This is a genomic window from Lacrimispora amygdalina, assembly GCF_003432035.1.
GTDB lineage: Bacteria > Bacillota > Clostridia > Lachnospirales > Lachnospiraceae > Lacrimispora > Lacrimispora amygdalina.
In genome coordinates, this window is record NZ_QOHO01000063.1 from 1 (window position 1) to 18,799 (window position 18,799).

At 43.7% G+C, this 18,799-nt stretch carries 20 protein-coding genes; 15 read left to right on the forward strand and 5 right to left on the reverse strand.

All coding sequences use genetic code 11. The annotated features are described in order from the left end of the window. The first annotated feature begins 28 nt into the window (after positions 1-28). Genes DS742_RS18635 through fsa form a run of 5 tightly spaced genes read left to right on the forward strand, consistent with a single transcriptional unit; the run spans position 29 to position 3,705 of the window. A complete protein-coding gene (locus DS742_RS18635; protein WP_117418523.1) occupies positions 29-865 on the forward strand; it encodes a carbohydrate ABC transporter permease in 837 nt (278 codons plus the stop codon). A 25-nt stretch (positions 866-890) separates the two neighbouring features. Then, a complete protein-coding gene (locus tag DS742_RS18640; protein ID WP_117418480.1) occupies positions 891-1,691 on the forward strand; it encodes a transketolase in 801 nt (266 codons plus the stop codon). After that, positions 1,692-2,618 (forward strand): transketolase family protein, encoded by a 927-nt coding sequence (locus DS742_RS18645; protein ID WP_117418481.1) that lies wholly within the window; start codon positions 1,692-1,694, stop codon positions 2,616-2,618. 18 nt (positions 2,619-2,636) lie between these two features. After that, the gene (locus DS742_RS18650; protein ID WP_117418482.1) at positions 2,637-3,032 is read left to right on the forward strand and encodes a cupin domain-containing protein; all 396 of its coding nucleotides are present in this window, start codon (positions 2,637-2,639) and stop codon (positions 3,030-3,032) included. Between the two features lie 16 nt (positions 3,033-3,048). Beyond that, complete coding sequence (fsa, locus tag DS742_RS18655; protein ID WP_117418483.1) at positions 3,049-3,705, forward strand: fructose-6-phosphate aldolase; 657 nt, start codon at positions 3,049-3,051, stop codon at positions 3,703-3,705. 61 nt (positions 3,706-3,766) lie between these two features. On the opposite strand, the gene DS742_RS18660 is transcribed toward fsa, so the two are convergent. Both DS742_RS18660 and DS742_RS18665 read right to left on the reverse strand, forming a co-directional pair. Beyond that, on the reverse strand, positions 3,767-4,012 hold the full coding sequence (locus DS742_RS18660) for a TIGR03905 family TSCPD domain-containing protein (protein ID WP_117418484.1): 246 nt from the start codon (positions 4,010-4,012) through the stop codon (positions 3,767-3,769). A 121-nt stretch (positions 4,013-4,133) separates the two neighbouring features. Next, positions 4,134-5,036, reverse strand: a complete 903-nt coding sequence (locus tag DS742_RS18665; protein WP_117418485.1) for a LysR family transcriptional regulator — start codon at positions 5,034-5,036, stop codon at positions 4,134-4,136. A 413-nt stretch (positions 5,037-5,449) separates the two neighbouring features. Here DS742_RS18665 and DS742_RS18670 point away from each other — a divergent pair, with 413 nt between their 5' ends. From DS742_RS18670 to DS742_RS18715, 10 genes are all read left to right on the forward strand, one after another. Beyond that, the gene (locus tag DS742_RS18670) at positions 5,450-6,889 is read left to right on the forward strand and encodes a non-oxidative hydroxyarylic acid decarboxylases subunit C (RefSeq protein ID WP_117418486.1); all 1,440 of its coding nucleotides are present in this window, start codon (positions 5,450-5,452) and stop codon (positions 6,887-6,889) included. A 27-nt stretch (positions 6,890-6,916) separates the two neighbouring features. Beyond that, the gene (locus DS742_RS18675; RefSeq protein WP_117418487.1) at positions 6,917-7,123 is read left to right on the forward strand and encodes a non-oxidative hydroxyarylic acid decarboxylases subunit D; all 207 of its coding nucleotides are present in this window, start codon (positions 6,917-6,919) and stop codon (positions 7,121-7,123) included. 35 nt (positions 7,124-7,158) lie between these two features. Beyond that, complete coding sequence (locus DS742_RS18680; protein ID WP_117418488.1) at positions 7,159-8,541, forward strand: SLC13 family permease; 1,383 nt, start codon at positions 7,159-7,161, stop codon at positions 8,539-8,541. Between the two features lie 24 nt (positions 8,542-8,565). Then, positions 8,566-9,129, forward strand: a complete 564-nt coding sequence (locus tag DS742_RS18685) for a UbiX family flavin prenyltransferase (RefSeq protein WP_117418489.1) — start codon at positions 8,566-8,568, stop codon at positions 9,127-9,129. A gap of 33 nt (positions 9,130-9,162) precedes the next feature. After that, positions 9,163-9,543: a prenylated flavin chaperone LpdD gene (gene lpdD / locus DS742_RS18690; protein WP_117418490.1), complete on the forward strand. Its 381-nt coding sequence runs from the start codon at positions 9,163-9,165 to the stop codon at positions 9,541-9,543. Positions 9,544-9,554: 11 nt separating this feature from the next. Beyond that, positions 9,555-10,079: an isopentenyl-diphosphate Delta-isomerase gene (idi, locus tag DS742_RS18695; RefSeq protein ID WP_242996607.1), complete on the forward strand. Its 525-nt coding sequence runs from the start codon at positions 9,555-9,557 to the stop codon at positions 10,077-10,079. A 67-nt stretch (positions 10,080-10,146) separates the two neighbouring features. Beyond that, complete coding sequence (locus DS742_RS29555; protein ID WP_242996609.1) at positions 10,147-11,961, forward strand: methyl-accepting chemotaxis protein; 1,815 nt, start codon at positions 10,147-10,149, stop codon at positions 11,959-11,961. An 84-nt stretch (positions 11,962-12,045) separates the two neighbouring features. Then, positions 12,046-12,744, forward strand: a complete 699-nt coding sequence (locus tag DS742_RS18705) for a 5'-methylthioadenosine/adenosylhomocysteine nucleosidase (protein ID WP_117418493.1) — start codon at positions 12,046-12,048, stop codon at positions 12,742-12,744. A 127-nt stretch (positions 12,745-12,871) separates the two neighbouring features. Then, positions 12,872-13,789, forward strand: a complete 918-nt coding sequence (locus DS742_RS18710) for a hypothetical protein (protein WP_117418494.1) — start codon at positions 12,872-12,874, stop codon at positions 13,787-13,789. A gap of 111 nt (positions 13,790-13,900) precedes the next feature. After that, positions 13,901-15,247, forward strand: a complete 1,347-nt coding sequence (locus tag DS742_RS18715) for a glucose-6-phosphate isomerase (protein ID WP_117418495.1) — start codon at positions 13,901-13,903, stop codon at positions 15,245-15,247. 112 nt (positions 15,248-15,359) lie between these two features. Here DS742_RS18715 and DS742_RS18720 read toward each other — a convergent pair whose 3' ends face one another. The 3 genes from DS742_RS18720 to DS742_RS18730 all read right to left on the reverse strand — a co-directional run bounded on the left by DS742_RS18720 (position 15,360) and on the right by DS742_RS18730 (position 18,667). Continuing rightward, on the reverse strand, positions 15,360-16,964 hold the full coding sequence (locus DS742_RS18720) for a recombinase family protein (RefSeq protein ID WP_117418496.1): 1,605 nt from the start codon (positions 16,962-16,964) through the stop codon (positions 15,360-15,362). Between the two features lie 91 nt (positions 16,965-17,055). Then, positions 17,056-17,289 (reverse strand): transposon-encoded TnpW family protein, encoded by a 234-nt coding sequence (locus tag DS742_RS18725; RefSeq protein ID WP_170313519.1) that lies wholly within the window; start codon positions 17,287-17,289, stop codon positions 17,056-17,058. A 160-nt stretch (positions 17,290-17,449) separates the two neighbouring features. After that, the gene (locus DS742_RS18730) at positions 17,450-18,667 is read right to left on the reverse strand and encodes an IS110 family RNA-guided transposase (RefSeq protein ID WP_117418498.1); all 1,218 of its coding nucleotides are present in this window, start codon (positions 18,665-18,667) and stop codon (positions 17,450-17,452) included. Positions 18,668-18,799: the final 132 nt, after the last annotated feature.

An 18,799-nucleotide genomic window follows, 5' to 3' on the forward strand; every position in this document is an offset into this window, starting at 1 on the left:
CATCATTATTATACTAGGAGGTATAAAGATGAAGAAGCGAGTTGATATAAGACAAATCATGTGTGTGTACCTTCCGCTGGGATTAATACTGCTCTTTATTTTGTTCCCTTTTTACTGGACGTTTATTACATCGGTAAAACCCGAGGAAGAACTGTATGGAATGGTGGTCACATACTGGCCGAAATCAATTACGTTTGAGTCCTACAGGAAGCTTTTTACAACTACGGTTAATTTCCTTGCAGCGATTAAGAACAGTTTTATTGTGGCGGCAATGACCACTTTGGTATCTTTGACGGCATCGACCCTTGCAGCATATGCATTCTCCAGATACCAGTTTGCAGGAAGAAAAATTCTTATGTGTACCTTCCTTTGCAATAATATGTTCCCGACAGTATTGCTGCTGATTCCGTTGTATTCCATTATGCGTAAGCTGGGGCTTTTGTACACACCCACCTCTCTGGTTTTATCTTATACCACATTTACCATCCCGTTTTCCGTATGGCTGCTGCTGGGATTCTTAAATGATCTTCCCATGTCTCTTGAGGAAGCAGCCTTGGTAGACGGCTGCAACAGAGGCGTCGCTTTTGTAAAGATTATACTTCCGATTCTGGGACCCTGCCTGGTTGCTACCGGTGTTTATATTTTTATGACATCATGGAATGAATACACATTTGCTGTGATGTTTACCAATACAGAAACACGTACCATTCCAGTAGCATTAAAAAGTCTGATCGGACAGCTTGGTGTTCAGTGGGATTTACTTACAGCAGGAGGAATCATAACGATTATACCGGTATGCATCATGTTCTTCTTCGCTCAGAAACGATTAGTAGAAGGTTTGACGGCAGGAGCTGTAAAGGGTTAAGCCGATAATAAGGAGGAAAAAAATTATGCAGTACGATTTGAAGGCAAAGGAATTGCGGGCAGACATTCTTAAGATGTTATTTGCCTGCCAGTCAGGACATCCAGGAGGTTCCTTATCCTGTTTAGAGATGCTTATGGCACTTTATTATGAGGTAATGAACGTTGACCCTGAGAATCCTGATAAACCGGACAGGGACCGGCTGGTATTGAGCAAAGGACATGCATGCCCCGCGTTATATGCGGTTCTTGCAGACCTGGGATATTTCCCGAAGGAGGATCTGGCGGGGCTCAGGCAGATTGACAGCCACCTTCAGGGGCATCCGGATTGTACAAAGACACCAGGTGTGGATATGAATACCGGTTCTTTGGGGCAGGGAGCATCCCTTGCAATGGGATTGGCACTTGCGGCCAGGCATGCGCAAGCAGCCTATCAGGTTTATGCAATCTTAGGTGACGGGGAATGCCAGGAAGGGCTTGTATGGGAAGCCGCTATGGCAGCAGCACATTATAATCTGGATAATCTTACATTCATGCTGGATTTTAACAGGCTTCAGATTGATGGAAGCAATGAAGAGGTAATGAGTCTGGGAGATATTATAAAGAAATTTGAAGCATTCGGCTTTTCGTGCATGGAAGTGGATGGACATGATATCAGTGCCATAACCAGGGCGTTAAAGACACCGGCAACAGGCAAACCAAAATTCATTTGCTGCAATACCATTAAGGGGAAAGGAGTTTCTTTCATGGAGAATCAGTACGGCTGGCATGGGAGACCTATGAATGCAGAAGAATTTGCCATGGCAATGAAAGAACAGGAGGTAGTTTAAATGGGAAAGTCGCTTAGAGTTGCATATGGAGAATCCCTTGTAAAATTAGGGGCACAAAATGAGAAAGTAGTGGTGCTGGATGCGGATTTGGCACATGCCACTCAGACCTGTATGTTTAAAGAGGAGTATCCCGACCGTTTCTTTAATATGGGAATTGCAGAAGGAAATTTGATGTGTACGGCTGCCAGCTTTGCAAGTACAGGATACATACCCTTTGCAAGTACGTTTGCTTTATTTGGTGCAGGGCGGGCCTATGAACAGATACGCAATTCAATCTGCTATACCAATGCAAATGTCAAGTTTGGATTTTCACATTCCGGGCTATCTGTAGGAGAAGACGGGGGAAGCCACCAGTCTTTCGAGGACATTGCTCTTATGAGAGAGATGCCGCACATGACAATCTTTGTACCCTGTGATCCAAGTGAAACAGAAAAAGCAGTAATGGCCGCTGCAGAAATTAACGGTCCGGTATATATCCGTGTAGCCAGACCTGTTTGTGATGATATAACAACATCAGATACACCTTTCATTCCAGGCAAGGCAAATGTGATGAAGGAAGGCAAAGACGTCTGCATCATATCCTGCGGTCTGATGATTCCTGAGGCATTAAAGGCTGCTGAGGTACTTGAAAAGGGAGGAATCCATACCGCTGTCGTAAACATGCATACCATCAAACCCATTGATAAAGATATTATTTTGAAAATGAATGAAACCTGTAAGGGTATTGTGACGCTGGAGGAACATTCCGTAATCGGAGGTCTTGGTTCTGCAGTCGCTGAAGTTCTGGCGGGTCATACAGGATCTAAATTTGCAATTATGGGAATTCAGGATAAGTTTGGAAAGTCAGGGAAACCGGATCAGCTTTTCGAAGCTTATGGTCTGACCGCAGCACATGTAGTAAAAACCTGCACAGAGATGTTAAAATAAAAGGAGAGTTACTTAAAAATGAATATTGAACATTATGAATTTGCCGGTGAAGGTATGCAGCGAGTTTATGAAAATAAAAAATGGATGGTTGGCATTAAAAACTGGAAACCGGCCAATGACATTACTGGTATTGACTGCCTGGAAAGGCATAATAAAACAGATGAACTCTTTGTGCTGACAGAAGGTGAATGTACCCTGATTTATGCCAATGAAACAAAAAACGGACTAGAATTTGGCTGCGTTAAAATGGTTCCCGGTAAGGTGTTCAACATACCGGCAACCTTGTGGCACAATACGATAACGCAGAAAGATACTAAAATGATTTTAATAGAAGACTCAAATACTTCTATGGAGAACAGTGATATATTAAAGCTTGATGAAGACCAGATTAAAAATATCAGAAGTCTTGTATAGGGAAGAAGAGGAGAAAATGAAATTTTTTATTGATACAGCCAATGTAGAAGACATAAGAAAAGCAAATGACATGGGGATCATCTGCGGTGTTACAACGAACCCTTCCCTGATTGCCATGGAAGGACGGGATTTTAAAAAAGTTATAAAGGAAATAACAGCCATCGTTGACGGACCGATCAGCGGGGAAGTTAAGGCAACAACGGTTGACGCAGATGGTATGATCCGGGAAGGACGGGAGATTGCTGCCATTCACTCCAATATGGTAGTAAAAATCCCCATGACAACGGAAGGTCTCAAAGCAGTTAAGGTACTAAATGCAGAAGGGATAAAGACCAATGTAACTCTGATATTTTCGGCGACACAGGCCCTTTTGGCCGCACGTGCGGGAGCGGCTTATGTATCACCGTTTATGGGGCGCCTTGACGATATTTCCATGAAAGGAATTGTTCTGATAGGGGAAATAACCGATATTTTTAAAACACACCATATCAAAACAGAAATTATTGCTGCCAGTATCCGCAACCCCATCCATGTAATCGATTGTGCAAAAGCAGGTGCCGATATTGCAACGGTTCCGTATAAGATCCTGGAACAAATGGTTAACCACCCGTTAACCACTCAGGGAATTGCTAAATTTCAGGCTGACTACAGAGCGGTATTCGGGGAATCTTAAATATAAAATAAGCGCTGCCATATGCCGGAAAAAATCCGCTCATATGGCAGCGCTTTTCATATTAATGACTTTCCTTATATTCCTTTAATGCTTTGGATAACTGGTCCGGACAGGAGGTTGGGCGGAAACCGCATTTGATTCCTTCCAGACGGCGAATGGCATCGTCAACTTCCATGCCTTCCACCAGTCTTGATACTCCCTGTGTGTTACCGGAACAACCGCCTACAAACTGTACATGAGCGACCTTGCTGCCTTCTATTTCAAAATTAATCTCCTGGGAACAGACTCCGTGTGTTTTATATTTCATCATTGATACCTCCGTATAATCATGACTCTTATCAGAAACTTTAAAGAATTATAGCGAATTCCAGAGTCAGTGTCAATAGATCATAGAAGGAAGGAAAACAAAATAACACACGAATCCGGTTTTAATTCTGTTCCTTCTGCTCCTTTAAATAGTCAAACAGCATATTGGATTTGTCGGTTAACTGGGGATTTATACTGCTGGAGGATAGTTTTGTGAAACCGATATTTGTCTTTACCGAATCTCTTATCCTATAATATGTAAGCGCAGGAAACATTTGAAGATTAGCAAGCTGCCTGGGTAATATAGCGCAGCCGCCTTTTTGAGACAAAAAAGACAGAAGCATCATATGCCGGGGGAAAGTCCCGGCAATACTGCCTGTATATCCAATATCATATAGCTGTTTTTTTGTAAGTCTGTAAATATCAGACTCTTTGGCAATGGTGTAAATATTATCAAATTTAAATCCGGTCAGATCAATTTCGCTGCCCTGTTCAAAGGGAAAGACATTTTTGCTGCAGATAAGAACCATCTCATCCGAAACCAGAGAAATGGTATCATATTCCGGATCAGAGAGTAAGTCCGTACGGCAGATAGCAGCATCAATCTCCTGCTGGGAGAGCATCTTAAGCAGATGCGACTGGTCATCTTCCACGATCTCTATGGAATAATTACCGAATTTCTCCTGAAAATTAAGGAGCAGCTGCATGATACCGCTTTCTGCAAGACATGGAATTGTTCCTACCGTTAAGTGAGTAATATAGCAGGAGGTACCAAATTTTTCTAATTTAGTCCTTAAGTCCTGGGTACACTGGCGGATGTTTATTGCATAATCCAGGAAAACATTCCCTGCTTCTGTGAGTTCTGCCTTAGTATTGCTTCTGATAAACAGCACGATTCCCAGTTCATTCTCAATTGCCTTAATGTGTTTTGACAGAGCAGACTGGGAAATATAAATGCTTTCGGCAGCTGAAGAAAAATTTTTATACTTTGCCAATGCTAAGAAATCATCAATCCATTTCGTCATAATCAAATTGCCCCCTTTAGTTACTGATAAATCGTAAAAATCTAAATTCAGATGTACGTTTTGTCATTAACACTATTATAATACAGAATGACGCGAAGGAAAATATGTTTATACTATTTTGTGATGACATTTTAGAATACTTATAAATGTAAAATATTTATAAAAATTAACTATTATTTTACAGTAAAAGTTCACTATATATGCATTTTTAATCCGACGTTTGCTTGTTTTATATTTTGCAAGGAATCATAATTGCAAAGATTTAAAATTTTTTGTTTCCATTTTGGAATAGTTGTACGAATTTAATCGAATTGCCACGAAAATTGTAATTGATTATAATTTTATTATGTTGGAAAAATTAACCAGCAGGCAACCGTATCAGCAGTATATGAAGAAGATCAGGAGGAAAATTTATGGCAAAAGTTTATCAGGATTTGCGCAGTTTCCTTTCCACTCTGGAAGAAAACGGTCAGTTAGTACGAATCAAGGAGGAGGTTAATCCAGAACCGGATATTGCAGCGGCAGGCAGAGCTGCGGCAAACATTGAGAGCGGTCCGGCAGTTTTATTTGAAAAGGTAAAAGGATATCCTTACAGCGTAGTCACCAACGTACATGGTTCATGGGCCAATCATGCTTTGATGCTGGGAATGGACAAAACAGCATCAACCAAAGAGCAGTTTCATGAAATTAACCGCAGATGGGACCGCTTCCCGGTCAAACCTGAAATTCTGAAAAGAGAAGAAGCACCCTGTAAAGAAAATACCATTGATAAAGCGGAGGATATCAATCTGTTTGAGCTCCTTCCATTATACAGAATCAATGATCAGGATGGCGGATTCTTCCTTTCCAAAGCGTCTATTATCACGGCGGATCCCAATGAGCCTGATAATTTTGACAAGCTGAATGTAGGTACATACCGCATACAGGTGAAAGGCAAAAACCGTGTGGGCATTCAGGCTCTGGCATTTCACGACATCGCAATCCAGCTGGAAGCTGCTGAGCGGAAAAACGAAAAGGTTCCGATTTGTATTACGGTAGGAAACAGCCCGCTGGTGACTTATATGGCATCGACTCCGGTTATGTATACTCAGAATGAGTATGAATTTGTAGGCGCGCTCCAGGATGGGGTTCCGACCCAGATCGTTCAGTCCGATCTTTATAAGAATCTATATGTTCCTGCCGGTTCTGAGGTTGTTTTGGAAGGTTATATTGAGCCGCGGGTACGTGAGGTGGAAGGCCCGTTCGGAGAGTTTCCGGGTTCCTACTCAGGTTCCAGACGCCAGTGCGTAATTACAATTACTCATGTGACTCACAGAACAAACCCGATTTTTGAAAATCTGTATCTGGGTATTCCGTGGACCGAAATCGATTATCTTATGGCGTTAAATACATCGGTTCCCCTTTACCAGCAGATAAAACGGGATTTCCCGGAGGTTCAGGCAGTTAATGCCATGTATACGCATGGAATCGGATGCATTATTTCCACAAAAGTTCGGTTCGGCGGTTTTGGAAAAGAAGTGGCATTCCGCCTCCTTTCCACTCCTCACGGAGGTTCGTACAGTAAAATCATTATCATTGTTGATGAGTTTGTTGATCCATTTAATCTTCCCCAGGTTATGTGGGCGCTCACAACCCGTGTAAGACCGGATAAGGATGTTGTGGTTATTCCAAACTGCCCGGGAATGCCTCTTGATCCATCTTCTTACCCTGCCGGTATGCATTCCAAACTGATTATTGATGCGACAACTCCAAAGGATCCGGAGCCAAATCCAAGAGAAGTTGAACTTTTAGAGCCGCCTGCAGGCTATGAAAAGTATGAAGCTTTGATTCGTAAACTGATGGCTGAGATGTAAGCTCTATAACGAAAGGAGATTGAAACTATGAAGTGTCCCCGCTGTGACGGAAATAAAATTGAAGTGATTGCAACCTCTCCTGTAGGAAATGTCTGGGAAGTTTATGAATGTATGGATTGCTTTTATTCCTGGAGATCCACAGAGACTCCCCATATTCATGAAAAGTTTAAGCTTAAAAAAGAACAGATAGAAAATTTGCAGATTATTCCCCCGATTCCCCCTCTTGATAAATAATTTTTGAGACTCCAATCGTGAAAGGAGAAGCTTCAGTGACATTCACTAAACAGAAATCAGGTTTTTTAATCGGTATTATTATTTTTGTTCTTGTCCTACTTCTTCCGCTTGACGGCCTGTCCAGAGAAGGGCAGATCTGTCTTGGATTAACCTTAATGACCGTAGTCTGGTGGGCAGCACAGGTTGCCCAGTCAGGCTACGTGGGGGGATTCTATCTGGTCTCCGTCTGTCTTTTAAAGCTTGCTGATACGAAAGTGGTATTTGCAGGCTGGACAACTTCTACCCTGTGGCTGGTCATTGGTGCCTATATGATTGCAGCAGCTGTTAAAAAGTCGGGATTAGGGGAACGTATCTCTTATGCCTACATCCTGAAATTTGTAAGCTCATGGAAGAGCATCATCATCGGCATTTTTGTATTGACCTTTATTTTATCATTGTTTATCCCCCACCCATGGCCACGGGCGTTTTTAATCATGTCGGTCATGTCAGTAGTGATTAAGGCGGCAAATATGCCGAAGGAGGATGCAGTTAAGGTGGGATTTACGGTATTTGCCGCTTCTGTTCCGGTTTCACTTATATTCTTAACCGGAGACTCCGTCATTAACCCCCTGGTAGTGACTTACTGCACCACGGAAAGCATCAATTTTGTACGCTGGTTCCAGATTATGGGACCACCGGCCCTGTTTTTAAGTATTACCACCATGCTCTTGATTCTGATCCTGTTTAAGCCGTCAAAAGAGGTTGCAGTCAATTTTGATGAAGTGCGCACGGCTCAGTCAGCTCTTGGAAAGATGACTGAAAAGGAGAAGAGAACCCTGATCTGGATCCTGATCGCAATCGGTCTCTGGCTTACCAATGGTATTACCGGTCTTGATGTAGGCTGGGTCACGCTGGCAGTGGCAATGTGTATGGCTCTGCCGGTAATCGGTAATGTCCTGACGGTGAAAGAGTGGGGAGATGTTCCGGTTCATGTTCTGGTATTTTTAACTTCTGCCATTGCCATTGGAAAAGTGGGAGCGGTAACCGGCATGAATGAATGGCTTGCAGCGACCCTGCTTCCCAAAACCATGCCGGGCAACATACTGGTGCTGTCCCTGATGATTGCGGCAATCGCAATCCTGATCCATATGTTTATGGGATCTGTCATTGCAGTAATGGGTGTTGCCATACCGGCAATTCTAGTCTGTACCAATGCACTGGGAATCAATGAGCTGGCAGTGATTTTTGTTATTTATCTGGCCATTTCCGGCCATTATATTCTTCCTTTCCATCACCTTAATATTCTGGTTGGACAGGGAGAGGAAAACGGAATGTATACACAAAAGGAAACCGTAAAGATGGGGGTTCCGCTTCTCATTCCGATTTTCCTGACAGTTGCCTTTGCCGTAGCGTGGTTTGCGGTGCTGGGCGTTATTTAACTGTTTTTTAAGAGAGGTGTTTTAATGCGAATTATTGTAGGAGTATCAGGAGCAACCGGTGTAGTTATGAGCCTTTATCTGCTGAAAGCACTGAAGAGTTTTAAGGATTGTGAGGTACATCTGGTGGTATCGGATTGTGCCAGAAAAACCTGGAAGCTGGAGACGGATTATCCCTTTGAGAAGCTGACTGAACAGGCAGATTATTATTATGATGTACATAATCTTGCAGCAGCCATATCAAGCGGCTCTTATCAGACAGACGGAATGATTATATTGCCCTGCAGTATGAAGACGCTGTCTGGAGTTGTAAATGGTTTTACCGATAATCTCCTGATCCGGGCAGCTGATGTCTGTATGAAAGAAAACCGGAAAGTGGTTCTGTGCACAAGAGAAATGCCTCTTGGAAAGGTTCATCTTCGAAACATGAATGAGGCTGCGGATTTAGGCTGCACCATAATTCCTCCCATGCTGACTTTTTATAACGGTGCCCGTTCTCTGGACGATCAGATCAATCATGTGGTTGGAAAGATCCTGATGCAGTTTGGACTAGATTTTAAAAACTTTGTTCCGTGGCACGGTGCAGAATAGCTGCAGTGAAGAAAGGATAAAGGGAGAGATTTTATGATAAGCAAAACCTGGGGATCTGGAAAGTATGCAGTAAATCTTACGGTCCATGTGACGAAGGGGAACGGTCTGGCCGTTTTTATAAGCGGCGGTGAGAAACCCCATCTTGGCGGAGTGGCATTAGCGTCTCCCGGCGTACCAATAGATGGGCAGCAGCTTTCCAGCTGTGATTTATGGACCCTGACAGTACCCGGGCACAAGGATGCACAGCTGGCACAGAAAATTGCGAAGAAGCTTTGTAATGCAGCCAGAGAGCCGGTGTCTGTAAGCATGGGTGTTCATGTTGAACATGCAACAGCGGAAGATATTAAGCTTTTATGTGAAAATGTGGAAGCTGCAGCAGATTTATTTTTAAAGGAATATCTTGAAAATGACTGATTGGAGTAATTATGGATCATTTAATTTGTGTTGACATACTGGATCGGGAAATTGGAGAAGCAACCAAAGAGGAGTGTCACCAAAAAGGATTGCTTCACAGGGCTTTTTCGGTATTTCTGTATCATGAGGGGAAACTGCTGCTTCAGAGGCGTGCATTGGAGAAATATCATTCCGGCGGATTATGGACCAATGCATGCTGCTCCCACCCCCGGAGTCAGGAAACCTTAGAGGAAGCAGTTGAAAGGCGGCTTTATCAGGAACTTGGGGTCGCCTGCAGCTGTGAAGAAGCAGGTTCATTCGTTTATTATCACAAGTTCCATCAGAATATGTTCGAATACGAATATGATCATATTTTTATTGGTCAGTATAGTGGAGAAATCAGTCCGGACCCCAACGAGGTTATGGATCTGAAATGGATGGAAATTGCTGATCTCTCTGAAAGCATGCTGCAAAATCCCGAACGATACACCGTATGGTTTCTGACTGCAGCACCTATCGTTATTGAAAAACTGAAGGGCGGAAAAGAACCAGGGTAAAAACCTGGATTTTTCGCTGTCCAGAGATAGATTGGTTAAAAATAAATATACAATGGGAGGTACACTTATGAGTGACAAAAGAGGTTTTAAAGATTTTATCAGAGGGTTATCAGTAAAATGGAAGCTGTCCTTAGGATTTGGGATTTTATTTGCAATATTACTGGTTTCTCTTGCAACATCAGCTCACAGCATATCAAAAATCGGGGCGCAGGTAGGGATGTATTCAAAATTCACCTATCCCCTTACCACCTATAATTTAACTGCTCAGCGGGAAATGGTGTCTGTCCAGAGATATTTGCTGATGACAATTCTTCAGAAAGAAGCAGGGGAGGATTACCAGTCATCCCTTGACTTATCTGGAAAGAGTGCAGAAAACTTTATGACCGTTCTGGAAGAGTTTGCAACCCATCAGCGCAGTTCAGCAAATGATAAGAACATAGCGGATGTCAAAGCTCATGTACAGGAGGCTGAAACCGCACGTAATAAAATACTTGATTTGATTAAAGATTCCTCTAATAAAGATTCCAAGGAAGCTTATCTTATTTTTCAAAATGAGTTTTTACCTGCCTTTAATCAGATTGCAGATATTATGGAGCAGATGAATGTTGTTGGAGCACAGAAGGCAGATATTCAGAAACAGACCGCTCAAAGTGCAATTGCCCAGTCATGGGTTATTCTTTGTGCTGTACTGGTGCTGTCTACGTTAGCCACACTTGTGATCATTTTTGTACTTACGAGAGCAATTTTAATTCCTGTCAGAGAGATTGAAGCTGTTTATAAAAATATGGCAGAAGGAAATCTTCATTCCGAAATTAAGTATGAGAGCCGAGATGAACTTGGACGAATGGCCGACAGTATACGATCTACTAATATAAGACTTGTTTCATATATTGAAGATATTATTGCAAAACTTACAATGCTTTCACAGGGGAATATGAGCTTTACGGTTGACCTGGATTACATAGGAGATTTTTCTTTAATCAAACAGTCTTTATTAAATACCATTGCTTCTCTTAATACTACCATGCAGGTAATTCATTCTGCTGCGGAGCAGGTTAATTCAGGAGCAGGTCAGGTCTCTGATGCTTCCCAGGCACTTGCATCAGGAGCAACGGAACAGGCAGCAACCATTGAAGAACTGACAGCTTCCATTCACAGTGTAACAGAAAAAGCGGAAAAAAATACAGTATCAGTGCGCAATGCAACGGAATCTGTTTTCCAGGCAGGCCAGGGAGTAGGAGAAAGCAACAACAGAATGAAGCAGCTGAATGAAGCAATGAAAGAAATCAGCCATTCTTCTGAAGAAATATCCAAGGTAACAAAAATTGTGGAAGACATTGCTTTCCAGACAAACATTCTGGCGTTAAATGCGGCAGTGGAAGCAGCAAGAGCCGGAGAGGCAGGAAAGGGCTTTGCTGTTGTTGCGGATGAAGTAAGAAATCTGGCTGCGAAATCTGCAGAAGCGGCCAAACAGACGGCAGATCTGGTACAGAAATCTACTGATAAGGTAGCAGAAGGAGAGCGGATGGCCAATGAAAGCTTGAAGCTTTTAGATGATGTTGCGGAAAAATCGGCATTGGTCGAAAAAGCCATTAAGCAGATTGAATCCGACACTCAGGATCAGGCAAACACCATTGTTGAGATTAACCAGGGACTTTCCCAGGTTTCCTCAGTCGTACAGACCAATGCTGCAACAGCAGAAGAAAGCTCTGCTTCCAGTGAGGAGCTGGCTGCACAGGCGCAGATTCTGCGAGAACAGATTTCAAAATTTAAGCTTTCTGCTGTATCTGGCACCACAGGTATTGAGTCATTCTCTGTAAAGCGTGTGGAACCGGAAGTAAATCAGTCTGCTGTTTATGATCATACATCCGGAAAATATTGAAATTATTAACACAATTGCTCCGTTTTCCGTTATAATAATACGGTAGCCGGTGAAACAATGGATAAAACATAAAGGAGGACTGCTATGTTAGGGATTATCGGAGCAATGGATGTGGAAGTAGCTGAAATAAAAGAATCCATGAAGGGCGTGACGGTTGAAACCATAGCGGCAATGGATTTTTATAAAGGAACATTAAAAGGGATGGAAACAGTTGTAGTCCGGTGCGGTATTGGGAAAGTTAATGCAGCTATCTGTACACAGATTCTGGCTGATCATTACCATGTGAGTGCTGTGATTAATACCGGAATTGCCGGTTCTTTAAAGAACGAGATCAATATCGGGGATGTGGTGCTTTCCACAGATGTAGTGCATCATGATATGGATGCCACTGGTTTTGGTTACCCTGCAGGACAGATTCCCCAGATGAAAGAATTCTCATTTCATGCGGATGAAAAACTCCGCAATCTGGCTGAGAATTGCTGCAAAGAGGTGAATCCTGAAGTTGGAATTTTTAAAGGAAGAGTGGTTTCAGGGGACCAGTTTGTTTCTGACAGGGTTAAAAAGACCTGGATCTCTGATACATTTCAGGGATTTTGTACGGAGATGGAGGGGGCTGCTATTGCACAGACAGCCTACTTAAACCAGATACCATTTCTCATTATCAGAGCAATCTCAGATAAGGCGGATGACAGCGCAAATATGGACTACAGCGAGTTTGAACAAAAGGCAGTAAAAGCTTCCGTGAACCTTATTTTAGCTATGACGGAAAAATATTCAGATTAACTTAAGAATCGAATCCTGACAGGATTTGACGAACGATTCTAGGCTCTCTCATCTTCCCAAAGGCAGTCCGGGTGTTTATAATAAACCTATCACCCGGAGACGCCGGGAAGAAAGGGGAGCTATTATTATGCTGGAATTTTTACAGACAGGCAAAGCGTTATACGTGCTGGCAGTTTTATGCGGCATTGGCATTATTACCAGATGGCTGACACGTAACCTCTACAAAAGACTGATTAAGGAATCAGATAATCTGACACTAACCAAAAACAGGAACCTTCGTGCATTTAAACAGAAGACCGAATCCACCTATCAGATGAACCAGGGGATTCCCAGGGTCAAGCCTTATTTGGAAAGACAGATGTATGATTTTAAACATATGGGTATTACACTTCATGGCTGGAACATGTTTTCCAATCAGATGACACTGTGGTGCTTTTTAGCGGGAGGTGCAGCCGCGTTTGGTTCTTACTGGTACCGCACGGATCCTTACTATATTGTACTGTATGGCTCCGTTGGAATTATGGCAGGGCTGTTTACCATACTGGTGGACCATGGTGCCGGGATTACAGAAAAACGTCAGCAGCTGTTTGCAGCGCTGGACAATTATCTGGAGAATACGCTGATCTACCGGCTGGATCAGGAACGGGAGGAATCAGCCTCTATGTCAGGACCGCGGCTGGAGCTCCGCGAAAATATCCGTTCGATTTACGGAGCACAGTCAAGAAGCGGGGCAGAACCGGAAGCAGAGCCGGACCGAAAGGCCGACAGAAGGAGCGCCAGACAAAGGGTGCGCAACCGTCCACAAAAGCAGGCGGAGGAATATTCTGATGAAATAGAGCATGTGACAATGAGAGGAGAATCCATGGAAGCATCGGAAGCAAAAGGTTCCGTCCGTGATGTGGACTATTTAAAAAAGAGTTTGGAGCAGATTGCGGCAAGCAGGGAAAAAGAGCGGGGAAACAGGCAGGGAGAAGACTGGCTTAAGGATTTAAACCCGGATGAATTAAAGCTGATCGGCGAAATTCTCCAGGAGTATTTAACATGAACGTTCGGAGAGCAGAAGAAAATAAAGTCGCATTTCGATGAGTTCTATGATATAATTTTCCTAAACAGGCAGACAGGAACCTGACATAATAGGAAAAGGAGAATATTAGCAATGGGAAATATAGTTTTTGATGATTCCAGGGCAGCAGGATTTGTATCAGCAGAAGAGATGAATAACATGAAAGCCACAGTACTGTGTGCAAAGGATGTGCTGATGAACAAAACTGGTGCAGGTAATGATTTCTTGGGGTGGATTGATCTACCGGTCAATTATGATAAAAAAGAATTCCAGGAAATAAAGGCAGCAGCAGAAAAGATTCAGAGTGATTCGGATGTACTGCTTGTTGTCGGGATCGGCGGCTCTTATCTTGGTGCCAGAGCAGCGATCGAATTTTTATCCCACAGCTTTTATAACGTATTACCAAAAGGAAAGCGTAAAACTCCGGAGATTTATTTCGTCGGCAACAGCATCAGCAGCAAGTATATACAGGATTTAAAGGACGTGCTGGAAGGAAAAGATTTCTCCGTTAATATTATATCCAAATCCGGTACGACCACAGAGCCCGCAATCGCATTCCGTGTATTTAAGGATCTGCTGATCGAAAAGTATGGACGTGAAGAGGCAAATAAAAGGATTTATGCCACTACGGATAAGGCGAAGGGTGCGTTAAAGAATTTAGCGGACCAGGAAGGTTATCAGACGTTTGTTGTTCCGGATGATGTGGGAGGACGTTTCTCAGTGCTTACGGCAGTCGGCCTTCTTCCGATTGCGGTATCCGGTGCTGATATTGATAAATTGATGGAAGGCGCGGCAGCAGCCAGAGAGGAGGCAGTAAACGCTCCTTATGAGTCAAACGGTGCTCTCCGGTATGCGGCGGTCCGCAACATTCTCTTAAGAAAGGGAAAAGCTGTTGAAATCGTGGCAAATTATGAGCCAAGCCTTCATTATGTTTCCGAGTGGTGGAAACAGCTGTTTGGAGAAAGCGAAGGAAAGGATCAGAGAGGTATTTTTCCGGCAGCGGTGGATTTGACCACAGACCTGCACTCTATGGGACAGTTTATTCAGGATGGGTCCCGAATTATGTTTGAAACTGTATTAAACGTAGAAGAATCTCCGGCAGAGATCCTTTTAAAGGAAGAAGAGGTTGATACAGACGGAATGAATTATCTGGCGGGAAAGAGCGTGGACTTCGTTAACAAGAGCGCAATGAATGGAACAATTCTGGCGCACAGTGATGGAGATGTCCCGAATCTGATGGTTAACATTCCGGGGCAGGATGAATACAGCTTAGGACAGCTGTTTTACTTCTTTGAATATGCCTGTGGTGTAAGCGGCTATATTCTGGGAGTGAATCCGTTTAACCAGCCAGGGGTGGAAAGCTATAAAAAGAATATGTTTGCTCTGCTTGGAAAACCTGGGTTTGAGAAGGAGAGAGAAGCGCTTTTAAAGAGATTATAATACGCTTTAGTATATAAAAAAGTCCTGCCATGCAAAGCCCCGTGTCAATAAGGATGTTTTCAGTTTTTAAGAGTTGCCGTAGGATTTAAAGTCCTACGGCTTTTCTCTTGCCTTAAACTTTGCCCATAAAGTTGAAGTAGACATCAACCTGCTGGGTATAGTTTTTCTTCTTCCAACGCTCAGAACGTTCATACACCACTATCTTCTCCACAAACTCCCGCACAATTTCAGGTGTCAGCTCCTGAATATCGGTGTACCTGTCCACAACTGACATGAAGCGGTCGGCATTGAGCATGGTGTCTTTCCCAGAACTGATTTCCTGCTCCAGCTTTCCAAAGCGCTGGGTAAGTTCCTGCCTTTCTGTTTCATAGCTTCCGGTCAGCGCCTTAAACTGTGTTTCAGACAGATTTTCCAATGCCAGCTGTTCAAACGCTTTCTGCAAGAGCCTATCTAAGTCTGAAAGGCGTTTCTGAGCCTTTTCCAGTTCACGTATCTTAACGGAAAGCTCCTGTTTTAGCTGGCTTTGGTGCTTATCCATTGCCCGTTGCAGGAATTGCTCTGAATGCTCCTTGGCTTCGGCTGTTACCCGCTGGATTTCTGCAAGTACAATCTGGTGCAGTGCCATGACCTTAATGGTGTGCGGGGTACACTCGTCCTTGTGCGTGTGGTACTTTCCGCAGGTGTAAGTATACTGTTCCTCGTTCCAACTCCCACAACGGCACAGGTAATGCTTTGTTCCGCAAGTTTCACACTCCACCAAACCTGAAAGCATATCCATTTCACCCATCTTATTAGGTCTGCGCTTGCCTTGCCGTACCCTCTGCACAATGTCCCATGTTTCTCGTTCAATAATCGGCTCGTGGGTATTCTCAAATCGCAACCAGTTTTCAGGCGGATTTTTCCGTTGTTTCTTGCTCTTGAAAGAAGGAATGTATCCTCTGCAATTCACCGTAGTGCCGATGTATTCCTCATGTTCCAGAATGCCGCTGACCGTTCTGCCTGACCATGCATAGGGTTTATCCACGTTCAAATGGGTATGAAGTGCTCCAGATTGTTGATATTCATACATGGCAGGCGTGATAATCTTTTCCTCTCGCAGAATGCGGGCAATATTGCTGGGGCCTAAGCCGCTGGCACACAAGGTAAATATCCGCCGAACAATCGGGGCAGTATCCTCATTGGGAACTATCCGTTTCGGGTCAATGGGGTCTTTCTGGTAGCCGTAGGGCGGTTTGGAGCCGATTCTCTCCCCACGCTTTGCAGCTGCCATCTTCACCGCCTTGATTTTCTTGCTGGTGTCACGGGCGTGCCACTCGTTAAATAAGTCCCGAATTGCGAGGCTTTCGTCCACTCCCTTGTCGGTGTCCACACCGTCATTGATGGCTATGTAGCGGATACCGTAATCGGGAAATTTTTCTTCCATCAAATAACCCATTACAAGACGGTTTCTGCCAAGCCTTGAGTGGTCTTTTACGATGATGGTGGATACGTTCCCAGCTTCGACCTCTGCCATCATTTCATTATAGGCGGGGCGGTCAAAGGTCACACCGGAAAAGCCATCATCTGCCCATATTCTGGGGTTGGGAAAGCCGTTTTTCTCGGCATATTCAGCCAGTATCTGCTTTTGGTGCTGGATACTGCCGGATTCTCCTGCAAGCTCGTCCTCTTGGCTTAAACGGCAGTAGAGTGCCGTAATTTTTTCGTTTGACTGTAACATCAAATACTCCTTTCCTCTGTACAGCCAAAACGATTCCGAATAAATTGTATGAATCTATTTTACTCAGAATCGCTTTGCGCGTCCAGACATTTTATTCTTTGCTTTGGTTACCCTCTATGTCACGCTCGATTAGGCGGATAATTTTATCCTCCGCAGATAGCGAGGACTCTTCTTTGAAATAAGCGTTTACAAGGTATTTGACACCGCCGATGATATAGCAAAGAGCCGGACGATTGCCCGGCTCTTCTCGTTCCCATGTACCTTTTTTACTCTCAAACAAACAGCGCAATCTTTGAAAAAACAGCTTAATGCGGTTACAGTTCATATTCATCTTCCTCCTCATATTCGTTGTAATCATCGTGACCATCTAAGTTTTGTCAAGAATTATTTTTGACAGAGCTGAATCAAAAAAGCGTATAACAAAACAGAGCCTTACAAGTGAAATTTTTGAAAGGCCCTTGAAAGAAAACGACTAAATTGTTATGCTATTGATATAAAGAGTTCTGATTGCACATGGCAAACAGAATGCGCAGCAGCTTGGTGGAACAGGCTGCTACACAGGCGTGGTGATGTTTGCCTTCACCACGTTTTTTTTCATAATACAGGCGGATCGGGTTATCCGGATAGGCTCGCTTTGTTACCATCAAAATCGACATGATGGCATTAAACAGTATTTTTCTTGAGAGCCGATTACCACGCTTAGAAATCGGTCCATGGTAATTGATGCTCTTGCCAGACTGGATAATGGTAGGGTCAAGGCCGCAGGCTGCTGTAAGCTTCTTTACATTGGAAAAACGACGAATGTCTTTCATCTCCGCTATGAGCAACGCGGCAGTGAGTGGACCGATGCCGGGGACGGAGATGTAGATAGTGAAAGCCTCTGTTGCCTGTGCCAGATCTATCAGCCGTGCCTTTAGCTGATCAATATACGCCTCCTGCTCCGCAAGCTGCTTTGTGATATCGGTGAGGCAACGCACGGTTTCAGAGTCCTCCGTAACGGCGGGAAAGCTATCCTGTAGGGCCGCCTTAATCATCTCGGCCTTACGCCGGTAATAGTTTGGATGGCGTTTATAGACTGAGCCAAGGCAGGATGCCAGCGCATCCACTCGCTTTTGCTTAACCATGTCGCAATGAGGGTAGCAGCCTATAAAATGCAATGCCGTTGGACTGTAAATGGAGTTGTCTTTGAAAATGCGGATGTACTCAGGACAGGTTAACGATAAAAGCTGCTTAAAGCGGTTCTTCGTTCGATTCTGCCCTTCCTGCACATGGTTCAGATGCCGAGAGATCGCTTGCAGCTCATAGTAAAGCTGCTCGTGGCTGCTCTGCTGGTTGTAATCATTGCGGAAGAATATGTTCGCCAGGTTAAGGCAATCCTCCCGGTCTGTCTTTGTCTTACGCAGATTGCGCTTGTTTTCTTTCGAGATGATTGGATTCAGGATAATAATCTCATACCCCGTATGCTCACGGAAAAACCGTTCAACGGGTAAATGGTAGATAGAAGTAGACTCCATGATAATATGGATATCTGTTTCATCAAGTGCCAGAAGCACCTCAAGCACAGCCTGAAACCCAGATATGCTGTGCCCATATTCCGTTGGCGGCATCACCAACTCTCCCATCTGGGAAAGAACACAAAACATGGATTTTGATTCGGCTACATCAATCGCAAGGCAGTATTGCAATGACATCGCTCCTTTCATCTTTTACAGTTGCGACATCTTGCCTATCTGCTCTTGTTCATGCGGTTTATATGGATTCAAAGACCCAACCATCTAAAACTAAAATGTCAGATAAGTAGATGAACGGCTGGTCACAAGAATGGATTCTAAGAC